Raw genomic sequence first — 21,562 nt, forward strand, 5'->3', positions numbered from 1 at the left:
GAACGGTTTGATTTTTGCGCATGGAACTGGCTTGGTGGCGGCAACAACAGAAACGCGGGACGACGCCCTATGAAGCCAGCCTATGAAATCTATGCCATCCGCTATGCCACGATGACGCCGCGGACGCCGGCCATGAACTATCTGTCGCCCGATCCTCATGAGACCACGGCTGCCGATCTCGACTACTTCGTCTGGCTCATTCGTGACGGCTCTCGCGATATCCTCGTCGATACCGGCTTCAACGAGGCTGCGTCGAAACAGCGCAATCGTGTACTTGAGATCAATCCGGTCGATGCGCTGGCGCAGTTCGGCGTGGCCGCGGACACGATCCGCGACGTCGTGATCACGCATCTGCACTATGACCATGCCGGCAATCTCGATCGATTTCCGAATGCGCGCTTCCATCTGCAGGATCGCGAGATGGCCTATGCCACCGGTCGCTGCATGTGCAACGGCCTGCTCCGGCATCCCTTCTCGGCTGAAGACGTCACGCTGATGGTCCGCCACGTCTATAGCGAGCGCGTCACCTTTCATAATGGCGATGGTGAAGTCGCGCCGGGCATTACGCTACATCGCGTGGGCGGCCACTCCGATGGCTTGCAGGTCGTGCGTGTGGAGACCGAGCGCGGCCCGGTCGTGTTGGCTTCCGATGCCTCGCATTATTACGGCAACCTGCAGCGCCGTAGTCCATTTCCGATCGTCTACAATATAGGAGACATGGTCGATGGCTGGCAGACCTGCGAACGTCTCGCCGGCCATCCCGATCGCATTATTCCTGGCCACGATCCGCTGGTACGAGAGCTTTATCCGCGCGTAAACGGCACGGCCGATGCTTACGCCCTGCATCAGCCTCCATCGCGCTCCTTCGCCGAGAGCTAGATCTCAGTAAGCATCGGCCTTTTGCGTATGTCTCGTTTGCACGAGGTCGAGGCTTTGCTCGATCTTGTCCAGTGCGCGTGCAAAGTTGCTGCGCTCCTGTGCCGTGAGGCATGACAGAATGTCTTGCTCCTTCGATAGCAGGCGCGGAATCAACTCGTCATACAGCGCCTTCCCCTTGGGCGAGAGCCGCAGCTCAAAGGCTCTCCGGTCATCGCTGTTCTCGACGCGCTCGATGAGTTCACGCGTCAGTAGCGTCGTCACCGCGCGGCTGATGGTCGATTTATGCGTTCGCGTACACTGCGCGATGAATTGGGCGCTACAGGCCTCGTCGCGAAAACCGAGCGTCGCCATCACCCGCCATTCCGGAATGTCGAGCCCGTAGCGCGCTTGATATTCTTCCGACAGCGCATTGCTGACCTCGGCCGCCAGTCGGTTGAGCCGGAACGGAACGAAGCGGAACAGGTCGAAGTCGGCCATGGGTTGCAATTCTTCGGTTGACGTCACCCGCAGGTCGGCGCTTAGATGGTTGCAGGTGAGACTATCCTAGCGGGCGCATGATTGGTTGGCCAGACCAGTTTGCCCAGACCCGCAGGCAGGAAACGATCAGGAAAGCGAGCGATGGCGCAACAGGCCCGTCAGTTCAGCTATCGCCGGCATCCCGATCAGGCGCGGGCGCCGTTGGATGCTGCACATCATCCCGTGGTCGTGGTCGGCGCGGGACCGGTCGGCCTCTCGCTTGCCATCGATCTCGCACTCCGCGGCCAGAAGGTGGTGTTGCTCGATGATGCCGACCGGATTGGTGATGGATCGCGCGCCATCTGTTTTTCCAAGCGTTCGCTCGAATATTGGGATCGCCTCGGTGTCGGCGATCGCATGATCGATAAAGGCGTGGTGTGGAAGGTGGGCAAGATCTTTCTCGGTTCGGAGATGCTGTATCAATTCGATCTCCAGCCCGAGGACGGCCACAAGATGCCGGCCTTTATCAATCTTCAGCAATATTATGCCGAAGCGTTTCTCGTCGATCGCGCGCTCGAACTGCCCGGGATTGATCTGCGCTGGCGCAACAAGGTGGTGGGGCTCGTTCAGGGAAATGATCATGTTGAGCTCACCATCGACACGCCTGACGGCCCCTACAAACTGCGCGCCGCCTATGTCGCCGCGTGCGACGGAGCGCGCTCGGCACTACGCGGCATGGTCGGCGCGGATTTCGAGGGCGAGGTCTTCGAGGATCAGTTCCTGATCGCCGACGTCAAGATGACGGCGGAGTTTCCGACCGAACGCTGGTTCTGGTTTGATCCGCCCTTTCACTCCGGCCAGTCGGCGCTGCTGCATCGCCAACCCGATGATGTCTGGCGGATCGATCTGCAGCTTGGACCCGATGCCGATCCAGCCGAGGAGCGGCGTCCCGAGCGGGTACGTCCGCGCATTGCGCGCATGCTTGGCCATGATGCGTTCGATTTCGAATGGGTCTCGGTCTACAAATTCCAGTGTCGCCGCATGCGTCGCTTTCTCCACGAGCGTGTGATTTTTGCCGGCGATGCCGCGCATCAAGTCTCGCCCTTCGGCGCGCGCGGCGCCAATTCCGGTCTCGAAGATGCCGAGAATCTTGCCTGGAAGCTGGCGCTGATTCTGCGCGGCGAAGCGCCGGCATCCCTTCTGACGAGCTATGATACCGAGCGTGGCCCGGCGGCGGACGAGAACATTCGTGCATCCACCCATGCGACGGACTTTATCGCGCCGCATTCGAAGCAGGAAAGCCGTTTGCGCACGGCGGTCTTGTCGCTTGCCAAGGAAGCGGATTTCGCCAAGCGCATGATCAATGGTGGGCGTTTATCGGTACCGTCCGTTTATCAGACGCCGCTTTCAACCGCCGATGATGACGATTGGCAGATCGGTCCGTGCACCGGCGCGCATATGCCGGATGCACCGCTCGTCACCGACGACGGCGCGCATGTCTTCTTATCCGAATGTTTCGCGCAGGCCGGGCGCGGCTTCGCCGTACTACATTCGGATGCGATGCCGATCGCGTTGCCCGATGGCGTTGCACGTCTGGTGATCGGTGACGATGCGCAGCTGCGCGATGAATCCGGACTGTTCAAGGCCCGATACGGCACTGATGCGGCCTATCTGCTGCGGCCCGATGGCTATATCGCCGCGCGCTTCCGTCATCCGACGCCCGAGGCCATCGCCGCAGCTCATGCGCGCGCGAGTGGACGAGCGTGACCATGGCGCTGGCCACGCAATCCAATTTCGCCAATCCCGACGCCGCCTATCGCCGTATCGTCGAGGCGCATCGCGGTCTCAGCGACGAGCAAAGCGCCACGCTCGATGCGGCGCTGGTGCTGATCCTTGCCAATCATATCGGCGACATCGGTGTGCTCGATGATGCGATCGCCTTCGCAAAACGCCGATTGCCCGATGATTCGCAGTCCGGCGTCACGACCTGATCTCTACAAGCCACAAGGATATCGACGATGGCAAAAGGTTTCGCATCCACCACGGATATGGCCGAGAAGAAAATCACCTTCTCGGAAATCGGCCCGGATCTCTACGCCTTCACCGCCGAGGGGGATCCGAACTCCGCCGTCATCGTCGGCGACGACGGCTGCATCGTATTCGATGCGCAGGCGACGCCGACACTTGCGAACAAGGTAATCGAACGCGTCCGCACGGTGACCGACAAGCCGATTAAGTATGTGGTGTTGTCGCATTACCATGCGGTGCGCGTGCTCGGCGCCTCTGCCTTCCAGGCACAGGGCGTCGTGGCCTCGCAGGAGACCTATCGGTTGGTCGAAGAGCGCGGGCAGCAGGACTGGGATTCCGAGTTTGGCCGTTTCCCGCGTCTCTTCCAGGGCTCAGAGAGCATTCCCGGTCTGACCTGGCCGACGCTCACTTTCGAAGGCGAGATGTCGATCTATCTCGGCAAGCGCGAAGTGCGGCTGATGCAACTGGGGGCCGGGCATACGTCAGGCGATATCGTCGCCTGGGTGCCCGATGCCGAAGTGATGTTCTCGGGTGATCTCATTGAATATCACTCGGCCTGTTACTGCGGCGATGCATGGCTGCGCGAATGGCCGGGCACGCTGGACGAAATCCGCAGCTTCAATCCGAAAGCCATTGCGCCGGGCCGAGGTGATGCGCTGAATGACCTCGATACCACCCGCGAAGCCATCGCCATGACGCGCGATTTCGTCACCTCGCTCTATGGCGCAGCCGAACTATCCGTCGCCAAAGGGCGTAGCCTGAAGGAGAGTATGGCGGCGACCCGCGATGTGATGGACAAGAAGTTTGGAAGCTTCGCCATCTACGAACATTGCCTGCCCTTCAATGTATCGCGCGCCTATGATGAAGCATCCGGCATCGACGATCCCGTGATCTGGACCGACAAGCGCGACCGCGAGATGTGGGCCGCTTTGCAGGGAGATTGAGCCATGAATGTCAACACCGCGCCTGAGAACCTGACGCGTGCCACCGGACAGGTGACACCGGGCTATATGTCCGGCTTCGGCAATTCCTTCGAGACCGAAGCGCTGCCCGGCGCGCTGCCGATCGGGCGCAACTCGCCACAACGCTGTGCATACGGCCTCTACGCGGAGCAACTTTCTGGCTCACCGTTCACAGCGCCGCGCGGCACCAACGAACGTTCCTGGCTCTATCGCATCCGCCCGTCGGTAAAACATTCGGGCCGCTTCACCAAAGTCGATCGCCAACATTGGCGCACCGCACCGTGCCATGAGAACGATCTTCCTATCGCTCAATTGCGCTGGGATCCGCTGCCCATGCCGGGCGAGAAGCGCACTTTCGTGGATGGCATCCATACGATGACCACCGCGGGCGATGCCGGCGCCCAGGCCGGCATGGCCGCGCATGTCTATCTGATCACCGCATCCATGGTGGACCAGAATTTCTACAACGCCGATGGCGAGCTGATGTTCGTGCTGCAGCAAGGTCACTTGCTGCTGGTCACCGAATTCGGCCGCATTCACGCCGAGCCTGGCGAGATCGTGGTAATTCCGCGCGGCGTCAAGTTCCGCGTCGAGCTGCCGGATGGGCCGGCACGCGGCTATCTCTGCGAGAATTATGGCGGCGCCTTCACGCTGCCGGAGCGTGGCCCGATCGGGGCGAATTGCCTTGCCAATGCGCGTGATTTTCTCACCCCCGTGGCATCCTATGAAGACAAGGACACGCCGACCGAGCTTTATGTCAAATGGGGCGGCGAGCTCTATATGACAAAGCTTGGTCACTCACCCATCGATGTCGTGGCTTGGCACGGCAATTACGCGCCGTACAAATACGATCTGCGCAGCTTCTCGCCGATCGGCGCCATCGGCTTCGATCATCCCGATCCGTCGATCTTCACCGTGCTCACATCTCCGTCGGAAACGGCTGGCACGGCGAATATCGACTTCGTCATCTTCCCTGAGCGTTGGATGGTGGGCGAAAACACCTTCCGTCCACCGTGGTATCACATGAATATCATGTCGGAGTTCATGGGGCTCATCTACGGCGTCTATGATGCGAAGCCGCAGGGCTTCGTGCCCGGTGGCATCAGCCTGCATAATATGATGTTGCCGCATGGCCCGGATCGCGAGGCCTTCGATCACGCCAGCAATGGCGAACTGAAGCCGGTGAAGCTCACGGGCACCATGGCCTTCATGTTCGAGACGCGCTTTCCGCAGCGGGTCACCGAATATGCGGCGACGACCCCGGCGCTGCAGAGCGACTATGCGGATTGCTGGAACGGTTTGGAAAAGCGTTTCGATCCGAGCAAGCCGTAGATCTGCTATCGCAACGCCTTCAGTGGCAGTTTGCTCGTCTCCTTCAATCGATCCAGCACGATCGACGAGCGCACATGCGCGACGCTCTGATGCGGCATCAGGACGTCGTTGACGAGATCGGACAGTCCCTTGAGATCGCGCAGGATGGCCTTGAGCACATAGTCGGCATCACCGGTGAGCGAATAGGCCTCCTGGATCTCGTCCACGCGCTGCACCAACATGCGAAACTTCTTCGCATTGTCGGGAGAATGCGTGGCGAGCGTCACCTGGATGAAAGCGATGACGCCGAAGCCGAGGGCTTCCGGCGTGAGATCAGCATGATAGCCGGATATCACTTTCTCATCCTCAAGCCGCATGCGCCGCCGCGAGCATTGCGAGGCTGACAGACCAACAGCGTCGGCCAGCTGCTGATTGGTGAGCCGGCCATCGCTTTGCAGCGCAGCGAGCATCTTCAGATCGAACGAATCCACTTCGATCATGCGCGAAATGCTCCCATCATGCACGGATCGTGCATGATCATGACATTTCGCAACCCAGATTGCACGCACCTTGCGTGCGCCACACCCCACACTGCCATCAAGCGACATGTGTCCGCAGCATAGCAGGGAGAACACGATGGGTCCGTTTCCGCACGACGCGCCGGCCGCCAGAATTTCGGCCGATAACCCGATGGGGACCGACGGCTTCGAATTCGTCGAATATGCGCATCCGAATCCTGAAGAGCTGCATGCGCTGTTCAAACTGATGGGCTACGCGCCGGTCGCTAAGCACAAGACCAAGAAGATCACAGTCTATCGCCAGGGCGATATCAACTATCTCGTTAACGAAGAGCCCGGTACCCATGGCTTCAAATTTGTTGCAGCCCACGGCCCCTGTGCGCCGTCTATGGCCTTTCGGGTCGTGGATGCGCAGCAGGCCTATGATCGCGCCATTGCGCTCGGTGCCGAAGCTGCCGATGTGAGCGCGACGGAGAAGACGCTCAACGTGCCTGCCATCAAGGGCATCGGCGGCAGTCTGCTCTATTTCGTCGATCGCTACGGCGCCAAGGGTTCGGCCTATGACAGTGAATTCGACTGGCTCGGCGAGAAGAACCCGCGCCCTGTCGGCGCCGGCCTGTTTTATCTCGATCACCTCACCCACAACGTTCATCGCGGCCGAATGGATGTCTGGACCGGCTTCTATGAGAAGCTGTTCAATTTCCGCCAGATCCGCTTCTTCGACATCGAAGGCCGCGCCTCCGGCCTGTTCTCGCGAGCGCTGACCAGCCCCGACGGCAAGATCCGCATTCCTATCAATGAAGACGCCGGCGATAGCGGGCAGATCGAGGAATATCTCAACACCTATCGCGGTGAAGGCATTCAGCATATCGCCTGCGGTGTGAAGGATATCTACACGACCATCGAAAGCCTGCGTGCCGATGGCCTGCCTTTCATGCCGTCGCCGCCCCAGACCTATTTCGAGAAGATCGATACACGTCTTCCGAAGCATGGCGAGGACGTGCCGCGCCTGCAGCATAACGGCATCCTTATCGACGGCGAAGGCGTGGTCGAGGGGGGCGAGACGAAGGTGCTGCTGCAGATCTTCTCGGCGAATGCCATCGGCCCGATCTTCTTCGAGTTCATCCAGCGCAAGGGTGACGATGGTTTCGGCGAAGGCAATTTCAAGGCGCTGTTTGAATCGATCGAGGAAGATCAGATCCGCCGCGGCGTGCTGCAGGTGGCCGACAAGAGCGCGGCGTAACGTTACGCTGCTTTCCTCGCATCCAGGCCCGCATAGACGGCGCGCTCGAAGTCCGAAAACACCTCAAGGCAGGTGCGGTCCGCAAAGGGCAGCACCTGCATCAGGATCACGCCGGTGACGTCGCGTACCGGGTCGATCCAGTAATAGGTGTTGGCGAGTCCGGCCCAGGCCAGGCTACCGGCGCTGCGGCCTTCGGGTGTGGCAGCCATGTTGATCACAAAGCTCAGGCCGTGCTTCTTATCGATGCCGGGGCAGAGCTCTGCATCGTTGGTGACGGCCGGCAGCGCCGACAGCATCGGCGTGACATGGAGGTCGCCAATGTGGTTCTCGCTCATCAGCGCCACGGTCTCGGGCTGCAGCAGGCGGTGGCCGTTGCCTGTGCCCTTGTTCAGCATCATCCGCGTGAATTTGATATAGTCGGGCGCGGTACCATACAGCCCGCCGCCGCCGGCGAAGAATTCCGGGTCTTGCCTGATTTCGAAATCCATTGGCGCAAGCGCGCCATCAGCGCTCCGCCGATGGACTTTCACCAATCGCTGGCGTTGCGCATCGCCGATCTTGAAGGCCGTGTCGGACATCCCGAGCGGACCGAGGATGTGCTCGCGAAAATACACATCGAGCGGCTGCCCGCTCGCCGCTTCCACGGCCTTGCCGACGAAGTCGATATTGGTGCCATATTCCCACCGGGTGCCGGGATCTGTCATGATCGGCACCCGCATCGCGGCATTAAGGCCGGTGCGGAAGACGGGCGTTCCGGTCTTTTCCAGCCACCGTCCCATATCGGCATTCATCATGTCGTAGCAGAAGCCGGCGGTGTGGGTCAGGAGCTGCCGGAGCGTGATCGGGCGCCGTGCCGGGCGCAGCAGTGGCTCGCCGTCGGCGTCAAAGCCTTCCAGCACCTGGATGGCCGAGAGGTCAGGCAGCACCTCGCCGATCGGCGCATCCAGCGACAGTTGGCCGCGCTCGACCAGCTGCATCGCAGCCGTGCCGGTGATCGCCTTGGTCATGGAGGCAATCCAGAACACGCTGTCGGTCGTCATCGCGGCATCCTTGCTGATGTCGCGTCTGCCAAAGGCGCCCTGATAGATGACCTCATCGCCCGTCGCCGTCATCACAACCGCGCCGGGTATGGCGCCGCTGTCGCAGGCCTGCTGCATGATCCGGTCGATGTCGATGCTGGATGGCATGGAGATCCTCCCCAAGAGGCGTTCAAGTTTTGATTTTGATCATGCTACCGGCTTTCGGACGCCATGCGAAAGCTTGAGATCTCTTTGAAGTGATTAAAATGCGCTGGTTTCGGCGCCTGAGCGCACCCATCTGATTTGAAGAGGCGATCACGCGATCCCCGCCGGAACAAAACCAGCGCAGCTATGTTCAAAATCGAGCTGAACGTGCAAGCGCCTTTCGACACTAACGAGTATGGCAGATGCAGCGCAGGGGCTGCGGAGTACGACCAATGATTGCGAACTGGACCGAATGGAAGCGCTATCCCCGCGCATCGCGTGGCGAAATCATCGAGGCGCCAATCGGGGCCGGGCTGTTCGAAATCCGGGTTGCCCAGACGGGCGCATTGTTTGCGTTCGAGGCGACTGACAATCTGGCGCAGGCGCTGGCGAAAATTTCGGCACCTCCGAAATCCTTCATTTCGTGGTTCGGGCGCCGGGATGCGGCGATGCTGCCAGAGCTCGAATATCGGACTTTCCCGACTTCCAGCCGCGCTACCGCAAAGATTGCCTTTGAGCGGATGATCGACCGACGAGAGACCTATATGCGCGGTGCTGCCTGATTGCAGGCGATTTGCCGCCCCGATAGCTGCCATTCCCGGCGCGGGGGCAATCGGGCCTGTACTCCTGCCTTGTTCCGCGGCTATACGTCCGCGACATTTTCTGCAGGAGAATAGCCCATGTCATCGACCTCGTCCTCGCTTGCCGCCCGCCTGAAAGACCCCTCGCTGCTGCGCGACAAGTGCTACATCGACGGCGCCTGGGTCGGCACGGGCGAGACCGTGGTCACCAACCCGGTTAACCTTGTCGAGATCGCCAGGGTGCCGAATTTCGGCGCCAAGGAAACGACGCAGGCCGTCGAAGCGGCCGAGAAGGCTTTCCCCGCCTGGGCCAAGTTCACTGCCAAGCAGCGCTCCAACATCCTGCGCAAGTGGTTTGAACTGATCATCGCCAATCGCGAAGACCTCGCGCTGATCCTGACCACAGAGCAGGGCAAGCCGCTGGCCGAAGCTCTGGGCGAGGTGGATATCGGCGCCGCCTATATCGAGTTCTTCGCCGAGGAAGCACGCCGCGTTTACGGCGAGACCATCCCGACCCAGCGCGCCGATGCCCGCCTGCTCGCCATCAAGCAGCCGATCGGCGTCTGCGGCGCCATCACGCCGTGGAATTTCCCGAATTCGATGATCACCCGCAAGGTGGCGCCGGCATTGGCCGCAGGCTGCACCGTGGTGCTCAAGCCCGCCAATGAAACGCCGCTGTCCGCGCTGGTGCTTGCCGAACTTGCCGAGCGCGCCGGCGTGCCGAAGGGCGTGCTCAACATTCTCACCGGCGATGCGTCGTCGATCGGTCTGGTGCTCTGCGAGCATCCCGCCGTGCGGTTCGTCGGCTTCACCGGCTCCACCAATGTCGGCAAGATCCTCTACAAGCAGGCCTCGGTCGGCGTGAAGAAGCTCGGCCTCGAACTCGGCGGCAATGCGCCATTCGTGGTGTTCGACGATGCCGATATCGATGCGGCCGTGGAGGGCGCGATCGTCTCGAAGTATCGCAACATGGGCCAGACCTGCGTTTGCGCCAACCGCCTTTACGCGCAGGACGGCATCTACGACCAGTTCGTTGAGAAACTGTCCAAGAAGGTCGCAGCGATGAAGGTCGGCGACGGCACCGAACAGGGCGTCACCCAGGGGCCGCTGATCAATGAGAAGGCGATCGAAAAGGTCGAACGCCACATCGCGGATGCTGTGAAGGGCGGCGCCAAGGTCGTCACCGGCGGCAAGCGTCATGCGCTGGGCGGCACCTTCTTCGAGCCGACTGTGCTCGCCAATGTAAAGCCGGATGCGCTGGTGTCGCAGGAAGAGACCTTTGGCCCGCTGGCGCCGGTGTTCCGCTTCAAGGATGAAGCCGACGTGATCGCCATGTGCAACGCCTCACCGTTCGGTCTGGCGTCGTATTTCTACTCACGCGATCTCGGTCGCGTCTGGCGCGTCGCTGAAGCGCTGGAGTCCGGCATGGTCGGCGTCAATACGGGCCTGATCACCACGGAAGTCGCGCCGTTCGGCGGCGTGAAGGAATCCGGCCTTGGTCGTGAAGGCTCGCATCACGGCATGGAAGAGTATGTCGAGATCAAATACATCATGATGTCGGGCATCTAAGGCGACGTCGCCTTCAATCGAACCTGTCATTCCTGGTGCCCGGCCTTGTGCCGGGCATTCGTGTTTCTGGTGTGATTTCCGTATTGGCATCGTCTCATCTCGGGCCATGAAAAATCGAGAGGCCGGTGCCGTTTCGTGGCATAGCGGTCGCGATCAAGACGGCGCATTTCCTGCATCAGCAACACCTCTGGTAGATACGCATGCCACATAGGCAAGCGAGCAAGGAGCGAGTGATGAGCATGCCAACGGCGAACAGCGATCGGCTTTGGTCGACCCTGATGGAGATGGGCGCGATCGGTGGCACGGCCGGTGGCGGTTGCCGACGGCTGGCTCTGTCGGAGGAAGAAGGTCGCGCCCGCATCTTGTTCAAACACTGGGCCGAAGAGGCGGGCTGCGTCGTGACGGTGGATCGCATCGGCAACATCTTCGCCCGCAGGGGGGGGACGGATCGTGATGCGGCGCCGGTGGCGATCGGCAGCCATCTCGACACGGTGCCGACCGGCGGTAAGTTCGACGGCGCCTATGGCGTGCTCGCAGGTCTCGAAGTGATGCGTCGCCTGCAGGATCTTGGCGTCACCACGCAGCGGCCCATCGAACTGATCGCCTGGACCAATGAGGAAGGCGCTCGTTTCTCGCCGATGACGATGGGATCATCGGTTTTCACGGGTGATATCGCGCTCGACTTCGCGCTCTCGCGTCAGGACCCATCAGGAGTTAGCGTCGGCGAGGCGCTGCAGGCGATCGGGGCCGCCGGCGATGTGCCGGTCGGCGGTCGACGTTTCAGCGCCTATCTGGAAACCCATATCGAGCAGGGTCCATTGCTGAAAGAGGGCGGCGAACAGATCGGGGTGGTGACCGGCTCGTTCAAGGCACGTTACTTTGTGGCCACCATCAAAGGGCAGGCCGCGCATGTCGGACCGACACTGATGGAGCAGCGCCACGACGCCATGGTGGGAGCCGCTGCGCTGATCCTCGAGATCAACCGTATCGGCCGCTCACGCGGACGCGATGGCCGTTCTAATGCGCCCTATATCGAGGTCGAGCCCAATGTGCGCGGTGTCATTCCGCAGGAAGTTCGATTGAGTTGCGACGTTCGCCATCCCGATGCGGACGAAGCTCTGGCGATGGAAGCCGAGTTGCGCGATGCCTGCGCCAAGGTTGCGACGGACTATGGTTTGTCGGTCGCTTTGGATCAGTATTTCGAGTTCGGTCCGATCAATTGTCACGATGACATGTGCGCGCTGATCCGCGAGACAACGACCTCGCTTGGCTTCACGCAGCGCGACATACTGACCGTCGCGAGCCATGACGCTGTACCGATGATGGATTTTTGCCCGACAGGCCTTTTCTTCATCCCCAGCGAAACCGGTATCAGCCATAGCGAGACGGAATATAGTACGCCTGCCCAGTGCAGCGATGGCGCCAGCGTTTTGCTCAATGCCGTGATCAAGCTGGCTGGTTGAACAATTGGCGTCCAAATATGTTGCACTGCAGATATTGAGCCGGCCAAGAAGCAACGCTTGGCCATGCCTGGGGATTCATATAAGCTCGTAAGCTCGCACAAGGTGCTGGTATTTCGGTGATGGGAGCATGATTTGCAGAATCCCGGAGATCGCAGTCCGCGAGAAGATGTAAAGACCGGTGCGCCGATGCGCGCAAGCACACGGGCCGGTGTAGAATTGACCGACATTGGTCGGCATCTGCTCCACAAGGCGCGTCAGCTTCTGGCCGAGAAAGACGCGCGCCGGAGATCCTCGGACACAACTGGCCATGGCGGTGATGTCAGGATCGGTATCAGCAGCATGCTGCTGAATTTCCTCGTCGATCGTCCGGCCAATGCGGTGCTGGAAAACGCATCGGTCACGTCTGATATTTGCTCAAAGATCGTCAAGTCATTCGATGACGACGAAGTCGATGTCGCCATGGTGATGGATGTGAAAGATCATCGATCGATCCTGGGTGACGATCTTGTCGCAGAATTCGACATTGAATTCGCATGGGTCAAGGCGCAGACGTTTGTGTTCGACGCAGACGCGCCGCTTCCGCTCGCTACCTGGCCGCCGGATCAACACATCATCCTGAAGGCGCTGTCGGATGGCGGGCGTGACTATCGCGTGATGTTCACGGGGCCGGACTATGCTTCAAAGCTGACGGCTGTCCGCTGCGGGAAGTGTCTGGCGGTGGCTCCGCGACATGGCATCACCTTGCCGCTGGTGGAGGCAAAGGACGATCGCCTGCCTGCGATCGCCCGTAAAAAGATTCTGCTCGCCGTTCGCGGTGATCCGGATTCGACACGATTCAATCTCGTGGTGTCGTTGATGTCGTCGTTCCAGCTAGCGGGTGGCGGTCACGGACACCAACATTAAGCGGTTTCGCCGGGTCTAGCGCCGCAGTACCGCAATCATCCGGCTTGCAAAAGCCAGCCGCTCGGCCATCACCGATACGAAATAGGTCAGCAGCTTCTGGCTCAGGGCCGGGTGGTTCTGCTTGATGTCCTCGAAGGCGTCGGCACGGAGCACATACAGAATACTCGCCACCTCTGCCTGAATGGTCGCACTGCGCGGCGCATAGGCGACGAGCCCCATCTCGCCGACCGTCGTATAGCGGCCAAGGCTGCGGACCCGGGTGAGATGACCGTCGCCATTCGGGACCATGATGCCGAGGCGACCATCAAGAATGAAGTGCATGGAGTCAGCGGTATCGCCGGCCTGCACCACGGTGCCGCCGGCAGCAACCTCGACACGCTGACAGCGCCGCATCAACTCCTCCGCATCCTCCGGTGTCCGCAGAATGCGGGTGAACCAGTCGCGCAGATTGGCCTCTTCCTCGGCGAGGCCGCGATGCTGCGTGATCACCTCGTTCTCGCACCATTCCAGCGCGCGATCGAGGTCAGCGGCGATCTGCACTTCGTTGTCGATGAACAGGCTGGCGCGCAGATTTCGGTTGGCGGCCGGATGCAGATTGGCCAGCACCAGCGTGGTGCCGTGTTCGCGTGCGACACGCTTGATCTGGGCAAAGGAATGCGCAGCCGATGAATCGATACCGGTGACGAGCTTGAAGTCGAATACCAGATAACGACATTCCGGATGCCGGCGCAGCAACGCCTTCACATGCAGATAGAGCCGGTTGGCCGATCCGAAGAACAGATAGCTCTGCAGATTGAGGCCCTGGATCTCCTTGCCATGGGCAATCAGCGTGCGTTGATCTTCCAGAGAACGGTCGAGGGACGAGCGGTATTCCGAGCCGTCAAATCCGTATTTGATCGATGAAACGCGAGAGACACTGAGTGCAAAGGTGGCGCAGCCGATCACGATGCCGATCAGCACGCCGGCAACAAATCCCCATTTGATAATGATGAGGATGATGGCCAGCAGCGACAGGTAGTCGAGCAGCGACAGCCGCTTGCGGCTATCGACGATCCAGCGATGCAGCTGCTCCATGCCGAGATAGAGCAACAACCCGCCGAGCACGAAGCGCGGCATGTAAGCCAGCAGCGCGGAATCGACCACCAACATGGATGCGGCAATGACGGCCACGGTCATGCCGGACAGGCGGCTGGTGGCGCCACTGTTGAGGTTGAGCACGGAGCGGCTGATGGAAATGCAACTTGCATAGCCCCCAAGCAATCCCGTCAGGATATTGGCCGCGCCGGTGACATTCAGCTCGCGCTCGATATCGGCTTCGCGGTGGGCCGCGACCTCGATCCCGGTGGTGTTGAACAGCGTACTCACAGCAGTGACGAAGATCACGGCGATAAAATTGCCGATCAGGCCGGGCAGGGCGTCCCACGGATAAGGTTCGGCAAGAAAGGTCCAGGGCAGAGTCAGGCTGGCCTTGGGTGGTGACGCGAAGGTCCAGCCCATGGCCTGCGCCTGCAGGATCGAGGTCCCGGACAGCCAGAACACCAGATGCGCGATGGCGATAGCGGCAAGCAGGATGGCCGGCAGTGCCATCGGCTTTCGCGATTTGTGCCAGATCGCATAGATCGTCAGCGCCACCGCGCCAGCGGCGCAGAGTTCATAGAGCGCGACCGGAGTGGCCAGCCTGCCGAGATTGGCGAATTGCAGCTTCACCCCAGTGCTGACCTGGACGCCGCCGGAGACGATCAGGCAGGCGGTCGCACCGAGAAAGCCGCCGATGACCGGATAGGGAACGTAACGGATCGCACGGCCCATATGGGTGATGCCAAGGCCGCACAACACCAGGCCGGTCAGGATCGTGGCGGCGGACAATGTGATCAGAACCGGCCCGAGGATTGCCGTCGGTTCGGATTGCGCGACAATGTACTCAACGAGGGTCGCCGACAGGATCGCTGTCACAGCCGCGGTGGAGCTTTCGGGGCCACCGATGGCGAATGGAAACGAGCTGCCGAGGGCGATCACGGCTGCCGCGACACTGGCCGCAATGAAGGTCGCGGCGATGCCATAAGGCAGGAAGGAGGCCAGCGGGCCGGAGAAGATCAGCACCGAATAGGACAGGCCGAAGCTGATGGTGAGAACGCTGGCAATAGCGCCGCTGAAAAGGTCATTGCGCCAGCCGCGGACAGCGGGGGTAAGTGCGATGCTGCTCACGCGCAGTCTCTCCCGCAGAGGGAGAGCTGCACCCCAATTGTGTGATTGCCCACGTGCCGACCTTCCAGGGCGCACGCGACCGCGCATGCGCTACCATCTCTGGTAGACGAGCGCGCGGTTTCCTAACACTGAAATTTTACTGAAAGCGCTCAGAAAACTGCGCGTTATTTAACCTTGAACTCGGTGCCGGTCAGGCGGCGATAGGCATCGAGATAGCGTTGGCTGGTGGCGTCGATCACCGCCTGCGGCAGTGTCGGAGGCGGGGCCTCGCCATTCCAGCGGCCGGCCTTGCGCTCGATATCGAGCCAGTCGCGCAGCGGCTGCTTGTCGAAGCTCGGCTGCGCCTGGCCGGGCTTGTAGACATCAGCCGCCCAGAAGCGCGAACTGTCAGGGGTCATCACCTCGTCGATCAGGATAATGCGGCCATCCTGGTCGCGCCCGAATTCGAACTTGGTGTCACAAATGATGATGCCGGCTTCGCGGGCGATCTGCTCGCCCTGGGTATAGACGGCGCGGGTCATGCTTTCGAGCGTGTAGGCATCCTCCTCGCCGACGATCTCGCGCATGCGCGACACCGGGATGTTCTCGTCATGGCCAGTTTCGGCCTTGGTAGCCGGGCTGAACACAGGCTCCGGGAATTTCTGGCTCTCGAGCAAGCCGGCTTCCAGCTTTTCGCCGGCCAGCGTGCCTGATGCCGCATATTCCTTCCAGGCCGAGCCGGAAATGTAACCACGGATGACACATTCGATCGGGAAGACAGTCGTGCGCTTGCAGAGCATGGCGCGGCCGGCCAGCGCCGCGTGGTGGCCTTCGAGAGCGGGGACTTCCTTGATGATCTCGTCGGCATCGGCGGAGATCATGTGATGCGGCACCACGCCGCCGAGCTGGTTGAACCACCAGGCGCTGATCTGGGTCAGCACCGCGCCCTTCATCGGGATGGTCTCGTTCATGACGACATCGAATGCGCTGATGCGGTCGGTCGTCAGCAGCAGCACGCGGTCCTCGCCGACCGCGTAAATGTCACGCACCTTGCCGCGCCCGATCTTGGGGAGGGGCAGGTCGCTCGAGGCCATGGTGGTCATGTCAGTGTCTTTCCGAGAAGGCATTTGCGTCCCCTGTTATTGCGGGGACGTCGCGACGAAGCAATCCGGTTATTGGCTTTTTGGATGGCTTCGCAGCGCTCGGATGACGGCGTTCTACTCTGGCAGCGGGATAAATTCGTGTTCATCGGGCACATGGGCGAAGCGACCGGTCTTCCAGTCCTCTTTCGCCTGCTCGATGCGCTCCTTGCTGGAAGACACGAAGTTCCACCACAGATGCCGTGGCCCCTCCAGGGCGTCGCCGCCGAGGAACATCATCCGGGTGTCGCGCTGGACCCGGATGGTGATTTCGTCGCCGGGGCGGAAGATCAGCAGCTTGGGACCCTCGTGGCGGTCGCCGGCGATCTCGATTTCGCCATCCGCCACATAAATTGCCCGCTCCTCGTGATCGGGATCGAGCGGGACTGTGGTGCCTGCGGTGGCGGTCACCTCGACATAGAACCAGGGTGACACCATCGAGACCGGTGAAGCCTTGCCGAACGCCTTGCCCGCAATCACGCGGGCCGAGAAGCCGGTGTCCCGAATGGTCGGCAGGCTGTCGGCACCATAATGCTGGAACGAGGGATCGATCTCTTCGGATCCCTTTGGCAGCGCGATCCAGCTTTGCAGGCCCAGCATCTTTTGGCCGTTGGCGCGCTCGACATCCGGGGTGCGTTCAGAATGGGCGATCCCGCGGCCGGCGGTCATCAGGTTCATGGCGCCAGGCTGGATCTCGCGCACATTGCCCTCGCTGTCGCGATGCATGATGGCGCCGTCGAACAGATAGGTGACGGTGGACAGGCCGATATGCGGATGCGGCCGCACATCCATCCCCTTACCGGCGATGAATTGCATCGGGCCGAAATGATCGAAGAAGATAAAGGGCCCGACCATCTGCCGCTTGCCATGAGGCAGCGCGCGGCGCACGGCAAAGCCGTCGCCGAGATCGCGCGTGCGTGGAATGATCGCAAGCTCCAGCGCGTCGCAGGTGTGGGGATCGCCGAGGATGGGGTCGTTGGAAGGGTGCCAGCTCATGGCTGGCACCATAGCAGAAAATGGCGGGACGGGAGTAGTCGCCGATTTTGCGACGCTGTGTCCGGCTATACAGCCACCCACTCAGCCGTCATCCTGAGGTGCCGTCGCAATCGCAACCGCCTCGCAGGATGGTCACAGGGACCGGTGCCCAGCTCCGCATCCTTCGAGGCCCGCCAAGCGGCGGGCACCTCAGGAGGAGGGCGGAGTGAGGGGGCTCGGAAGCGCAAGTGGACCGGGAGCTACAGCTCCTTGATCTGCACCTTGCGGAATTTCACCACGCCGGAGCCGTATTGCAGGGCGATCGGGCCAGTGGCGTGCTTGGTGTCCTCGACATCGACGGTCTTCTGGCCGTTCAGGATCACGGTCAGCTTCGGTCCCTTGGCGGTGATCTCGTAGGTATTCCACTTATCGGCCGCCTTCGGCATCGGATCGACCTTGGCGACGTCCACGATGGCGCCGGTGCCGTAGGACGGGTCAGGCCGCTTGTCGAAGATGTTGACCTCGTAGCAGGTCTTGCCGTCGATCATTTTCGGATTGTCGCAGCGGATGAAGATGCCGCTATTGGCTTCTGCGTCGGTCCAGAATTCCGCCTTGATCTGGAAATCCTTATACGGCTTCTTGCTGACGAGATAAGCGAGGTCCTTGCCGGACAACAGCTTGTCGGCAGCGAGCGCGCCGTCCTTCATCTCCCAATTGGCGTCGCCGACCTTGTCCCAGTCGCCCATCTTGGTGCTGTCGACCAGCGTCACCCATCCGCCATCGGATTGGCTGGACGCCGGTTGAATGACGGAAAGTGCGATAGAGCCGAGCGTGATAGCGGTCGCGATCGCTGTGATGCGCTTCATTGAGGTCTCCTCCCATTGCTTCTTATTGTCGCAACGATAGCAATGGGAGTGAGAGGGTGTAAACGGCCGGACTGCGTTATTCGTGGTTGCAGTGCGGTGTGGCCGCTTCGGCTATTAGCGACCGAGCGCCGTTGCAGTCGCCACGCGATCGAAACGCTCCAGCGTCAGGATGGCGTCGGCGAATTTCTCGGCGCGCTTGTCGAGCACTGGCCGGGCGAGCAGCAAGAATTTCTGCTGCATGGCCGATGCATCCGGGAAGGAGTCCGGCTCGCCTGACGGATCCGGCGCGATCCGCTCATGCACACCGTCCTCGGTGTGGATGCTCACGCGCGCACCAAAGGGATGGCGCTTGCCTTCGAGGCGTTCGTCCTGAACCACGTCGAAACGATCGGCCAGCGTGTCGATGGCCGCATCGCCGAGACGCTTATAATCGTCCCAGCCGAACGAGCCCTGATCCAGCGCCAGCGCACCGGTGAAGAACATCGAGAACTGGCCGCCGACGATGGAGGTCGGATGGCGCTTGGTGGCGGCATCGCCGGTCAGCGTGATGCCATTGCGATGCAGGCCGATCTCAACGCGCTTGACCTGCTCCGGCGTCAGGTTGTGCTCGCGGCGCATCGCGATCAGCGTGTCGATGGCGGCATGCGTATAGCGGCAGCTCGGATAAGGCTTCACACCGATCTTCATGGTTTCATAGACCGAGCCCAGGTCAGCCGTGGCCTTCTCGGGATGCGCGTCGTCACTATAGCCGACGAGCAGGCCATGCTTGCCTTCCACCGACTCGGTGGCACCGACGAATTCATTGCGCGCCAGCGTGGCGGCGATCACGCCATTCATGGCGGCGGCGCCGACCTGATAGCGCTTGTTCCAGGCGCCATTGACAAGGAATTGCAGCGAGCCCGCCGCCTGGCTGCCGGAGACGCCGAAAGCCGAGATGAGCTGTTCTTGGCTGAGGCCGAAAAGCTTGCCGGCCGCTGCGGCAGCACCATAGGTGCCGGCAGTGGCGGTGGGGTGAAACCCCTTGGCATAATGCGAGGTGGGGTCGAGCGCATTGCCAAGCCGGCAGCACACTTCATAGCCGGCAACGATGGCCGTCAGTACGTCCTTGCCCGACGCGCCGACCATCTCGCCGACCGCGAAGGCGGCCGGGACCACCGGCGCGCTGGGATGCAGCGAGGAGTCGGCATGGGTGTCGTCGAAATCAAGCGAATGGCCGAGCGCGCCATTGAGCAGCGCCGCCACGGCCGGGGTCCAGGTCTTGCTGTCGCCGAACACGGTGGCATCGCCCTTGCCGTCCAGCGCCAGGGTCTCCAGCATTTTCAGCAGCGAGGGGGTCGATTCCGCCTCGCTGCGGGCGCGAATGGTGCTGCCGAGATAGTCGAGGGTGAGGCACTTGGCGCGTTCCAGCACCTCCTGCGGAATGTCGTCGAATTTCAGATTGGCGACATAGGCGGCAAGCGTTGCGGTCTCATTGGCCATTGTGTTTCCTCACTCTTATCGAATTAGCTCTATGCGGGCTGTTTCGGCGTTTCAAGCCGGCATGGCGGCGCGGGGATCAGCCATGCGGGCCGGCCGTGATGTCTGTTTCGGGGATCGATCGTTACATGTCCGTATTTCGGAAAATCTTTGGGGCGCTGAAGCGCGTGGTCGCCTATTTCCGCGCCCATACGATCGAGCTCGGCCTTGGCATCCGGGTCACCGCAGCGGCCCTGAGTGCGCTGGTGATCGCGCTGGCCGTTGGCCTCAAGCTGCCGCTTTGGGCGGTTCTGACCTCGATCATCGTTACCCAGATGAGTGTCGGCCGCTCGCTGAAGGCGACGCGCGATTACCTGATTGGAACGATCGGGGGCGCCGTCTATGGCGGTACGGTGGCAATCCTCATCCCGCATGCCAATGAGGGCATGCTGCTGCTCGTTCTGGTGCTGGCGGTGTTGCCGCTGGCCTTTGTCGCAGCGATCAATCCGAGCCTCAATGTCGCGCCTGTGACGGCGATCATCGTGCTGTTATTGCCATTGATGAACCATAACACGCCGCTGGAATCAGCCATCGATCGTGTGCTCGAAGTGAGTGTCGGCGCCATCACTGGCCTGCTGGTGTCTTTCCTCGTGCTGCCGTCACGGGCGCATAGTCAGGTTCGGGCCAATGCCGCGCATGCGCTAGATCTGATCGCAACCGCGCTGACCGAGCTTCTCGCCGCGCTGACCCGTGGCCGCGACAACGAAACATTGCATCGGCTGCAGGATGGCATCGGCCATGCGATTACCAGCTTGCAGACAATCGGCGCCGAAGCGGAGCGCGAACGCGCGGCGCATCTCTCAAGGGGCCCCGATACCGGGCCATTGCTGCGCACCACGCTGCGGTTGCGCCACGATCTGGTGATGATCGGACGGTCCACGGTGGTGCCGCTGCCGTCTTCCTTGCAGATCAGATTGGTCGGTCCGCTGGCGCGGGTCAGCGATACCATGGCCACTTTTCTGCATTCGACCGCTGTCGCGCTCCGCAGCGGCACCGGCGCGCCGGCCATTTATCCGGTGCAGACGGCCTTGAAACTTTATGGTGAAGAAGTCGCAAAATTGCGCCAGGAAGGGCTGACGCGCGGCCTGCCTGGCGACATGGCCGAGCGCTTCTTCGCTATCGGCTTCTCGCTCGAGCAGATGCGACAAAATTTGAGGGACCTCGAACGCTGCGTGTCGGAATGGGCCGAGGTCGATCCGCCGCTGCGTGGCAAGACAGTTATTGACGCGACATGAGCATCGCCATGGCGTGGAAATGCAGCCGCTCCGGATCGCGCTCGCCACGCGCGGCCTCATCGACGATGCTGCTGGAGAGCACCTGAACCGCGTCGGCTGGAATCGCAAGCGGCAATTCGTCGATGCAGAGATCCAGTGCCGATGACATCGCCTCGATTGCGTCATGGCCGAATTGCTGGTCGTCCGGCGCCAATCCGGGCGACGGCATCTCGCGGATGCGCTCTGACAGATACGATGCTTCTCTCAACACACGCAGGTAGGTCAGACCGGCCTCGCTGAGTTCGCCCTCGTCAGTCTGTCCCGAACGCGCCAGCGCAACGATGCGCGCTGCCAGCCGGCGGCGATTGTCGTCGGTATCAGCGTGCTCACCTTCGTGCGCAATGAAAGGCTCCCAGGCCGCGTCGAACGCGCGAGCCAAGGCGAGATGGACGGTCTCATTGCGCTGCAAATCGAATTCTGAAAAAGTCATGCAGATTAACGGCGCCACGTCCGCGCCGTTCCCGCGCCGCCTG

The 21,562-nt window shown here is 61.4% G+C and carries 20 protein-coding genes; 11 read left to right on the forward strand and 9 right to left on the reverse strand.

What is annotated here, in order from left to right; translation table 11 throughout:
* Positions 1–69: 69 nt before the first annotated feature.
* The gene (locus tag ACIQ2A_RS07120; RefSeq protein WP_398477277.1) at positions 70–879 is read left to right on the forward strand and encodes an N-acyl homoserine lactonase family protein; all 810 of its coding nucleotides are present in this window, start codon (positions 70–72) and stop codon (positions 877–879) included.
* 3 nt (positions 880–882) lie between these two features.
* Here ACIQ2A_RS07120 and ACIQ2A_RS07125 read toward each other — a convergent pair whose 3' ends face one another.
* Entirely contained in the window at positions 883–1,356 is a 474-nt protein-coding gene (locus tag ACIQ2A_RS07125) for a MarR family winged helix-turn-helix transcriptional regulator (protein WP_398477279.1), read from the reverse strand.
* Positions 1,357–1,497: 141 nt separating this feature from the next.
* Between ACIQ2A_RS07125 and ACIQ2A_RS07130 the strand changes: the two genes are divergently transcribed.
* From ACIQ2A_RS07130 to hmgA, 4 genes are read left to right on the forward strand one after another with little or no spacing between them, the layout of a single operon-like run.
* On the forward strand, positions 1,498–3,102 hold the full coding sequence (locus tag ACIQ2A_RS07130; RefSeq protein WP_398477281.1) for an FAD-dependent oxidoreductase: 1,605 nt from the start codon (positions 1,498–1,500) through the stop codon (positions 3,100–3,102).
* Between the two features lie 2 nt (positions 3,103–3,104).
* A complete protein-coding gene (locus ACIQ2A_RS07135; protein ID WP_398477284.1) occupies positions 3,105–3,326 on the forward strand; it encodes a DUF2783 domain-containing protein in 222 nt (73 codons plus the stop codon).
* 27 nt (positions 3,327–3,353) lie between these two features.
* Complete coding sequence (locus tag ACIQ2A_RS07140) at positions 3,354–4,307, forward strand: MBL fold metallo-hydrolase (RefSeq protein WP_398477286.1); 954 nt, start codon at positions 3,354–3,356, stop codon at positions 4,305–4,307.
* A gap of 3 nt (positions 4,308–4,310) precedes the next feature.
* On the forward strand, positions 4,311–5,657 hold the full coding sequence (gene hmgA / locus ACIQ2A_RS07145; RefSeq protein WP_398477288.1) for a homogentisate 1,2-dioxygenase: 1,347 nt from the start codon (positions 4,311–4,313) through the stop codon (positions 5,655–5,657).
* Positions 5,658–5,662: 5 nt separating this feature from the next.
* Here hmgA and ACIQ2A_RS07150 read toward each other — a convergent pair whose 3' ends face one another.
* Entirely contained in the window at positions 5,663–6,136 is a 474-nt protein-coding gene (locus tag ACIQ2A_RS07150) for an Lrp/AsnC family transcriptional regulator (protein ID WP_398477290.1), read from the reverse strand.
* A gap of 136 nt (positions 6,137–6,272) precedes the next feature.
* Between ACIQ2A_RS07150 and hppD the strand changes: the two genes are divergently transcribed.
* Complete coding sequence (hppD, locus tag ACIQ2A_RS07155; RefSeq protein ID WP_398477292.1) at positions 6,273–7,397, forward strand: 4-hydroxyphenylpyruvate dioxygenase; 1,125 nt, start codon at positions 6,273–6,275, stop codon at positions 7,395–7,397.
* Positions 7,398–7,399: 2 nt separating this feature from the next.
* Here hppD and ACIQ2A_RS07160 read toward each other — a convergent pair whose 3' ends face one another.
* A complete protein-coding gene (locus ACIQ2A_RS07160; RefSeq protein ID WP_398477294.1) occupies positions 7,400–8,584 on the reverse strand; it encodes a serine hydrolase domain-containing protein in 1,185 nt (394 codons plus the stop codon).
* 269 nt (positions 8,585–8,853) lie between these two features.
* On the opposite strand from ACIQ2A_RS07160, the gene ACIQ2A_RS07165 reads away from it, so the two are divergent.
* From ACIQ2A_RS07165 to ACIQ2A_RS07180, 4 genes are all read left to right on the forward strand, one after another.
* On the forward strand, positions 8,854–9,183 hold the full coding sequence (locus ACIQ2A_RS07165; RefSeq protein ID WP_353922932.1) for a hypothetical protein: 330 nt from the start codon (positions 8,854–8,856) through the stop codon (positions 9,181–9,183).
* 117 nt (positions 9,184–9,300) lie between these two features.
* The gene (locus ACIQ2A_RS07170) at positions 9,301–10,770 is read left to right on the forward strand and encodes an NAD-dependent succinate-semialdehyde dehydrogenase (RefSeq protein WP_398477297.1); all 1,470 of its coding nucleotides are present in this window, start codon (positions 9,301–9,303) and stop codon (positions 10,768–10,770) included.
* Between the two features lie 233 nt (positions 10,771–11,003).
* On the forward strand, positions 11,004–12,233 hold the full coding sequence (locus ACIQ2A_RS07175; protein ID WP_398477299.1) for a Zn-dependent hydrolase: 1,230 nt from the start codon (positions 11,004–11,006) through the stop codon (positions 12,231–12,233).
* Positions 12,234–12,365: 132 nt separating this feature from the next.
* Entirely contained in the window at positions 12,366–13,136 is a 771-nt protein-coding gene (locus ACIQ2A_RS07180) for a hypothetical protein (protein ID WP_398477301.1), read from the forward strand.
* A gap of 15 nt (positions 13,137–13,151) precedes the next feature.
* On the opposite strand, the gene ACIQ2A_RS07185 is transcribed toward ACIQ2A_RS07180, so the two are convergent.
* The 5 genes from ACIQ2A_RS07185 to ACIQ2A_RS07205 form a co-directional block, all read right to left on the reverse strand.
* Positions 13,152–15,341, reverse strand: coding sequence for an SLC26A/SulP transporter family protein (locus tag ACIQ2A_RS07185; protein ID WP_398477303.1), 2,190 nt, complete (start codon positions 15,339–15,341; stop codon positions 13,152–13,154).
* Positions 15,342–15,505: 164 nt separating this feature from the next.
* On the reverse strand, positions 15,506–16,423 hold the full coding sequence (locus tag ACIQ2A_RS07190; RefSeq protein WP_398477305.1) for a phosphoribosylaminoimidazolesuccinocarboxamide synthase: 918 nt from the start codon (positions 16,421–16,423) through the stop codon (positions 15,506–15,508).
* 114 nt (positions 16,424–16,537) lie between these two features.
* A complete protein-coding gene (locus ACIQ2A_RS07195) occupies positions 16,538–17,455 on the reverse strand; it encodes a pirin family protein (protein WP_398477307.1) in 918 nt (305 codons plus the stop codon).
* Between the two features lie 239 nt (positions 17,456–17,694).
* Entirely contained in the window at positions 17,695–18,300 is a 606-nt protein-coding gene (locus ACIQ2A_RS07200; protein WP_398477309.1) for a DUF1080 domain-containing protein, read from the reverse strand.
* A gap of 114 nt (positions 18,301–18,414) precedes the next feature.
* Positions 18,415–19,779, reverse strand: coding sequence for an MmgE/PrpD family protein (locus tag ACIQ2A_RS07205; protein ID WP_398477311.1), 1,365 nt, complete (start codon positions 19,777–19,779; stop codon positions 18,415–18,417).
* A gap of 125 nt (positions 19,780–19,904) precedes the next feature.
* Between ACIQ2A_RS07205 and ACIQ2A_RS07210 the strand changes: the two genes are divergently transcribed.
* Positions 19,905–21,050 carry an FUSC family protein gene (locus ACIQ2A_RS07210; RefSeq protein WP_398477313.1) on the forward strand — a complete coding sequence of 382 codons (1,146 nt, stop codon included), beginning with the start codon at positions 19,905–19,907 and terminating at the stop codon, positions 21,048–21,050.
* Here ACIQ2A_RS07210 and ACIQ2A_RS07215 read toward each other — a convergent pair.
* The coding region (locus ACIQ2A_RS07215; protein WP_398477315.1) for a hypothetical protein at positions 21,034–21,562 on the reverse strand (529 nt) is incomplete at its 5' end. The genes ACIQ2A_RS07210 and ACIQ2A_RS07215 overlap by 17 nt on opposite strands.

It is taken from the genome of Tardiphaga sp. (assembly GCF_044336785.1).
Taxonomy (GTDB): domain Bacteria; phylum Pseudomonadota; class Alphaproteobacteria; order Rhizobiales; family Xanthobacteraceae; genus Tardiphaga.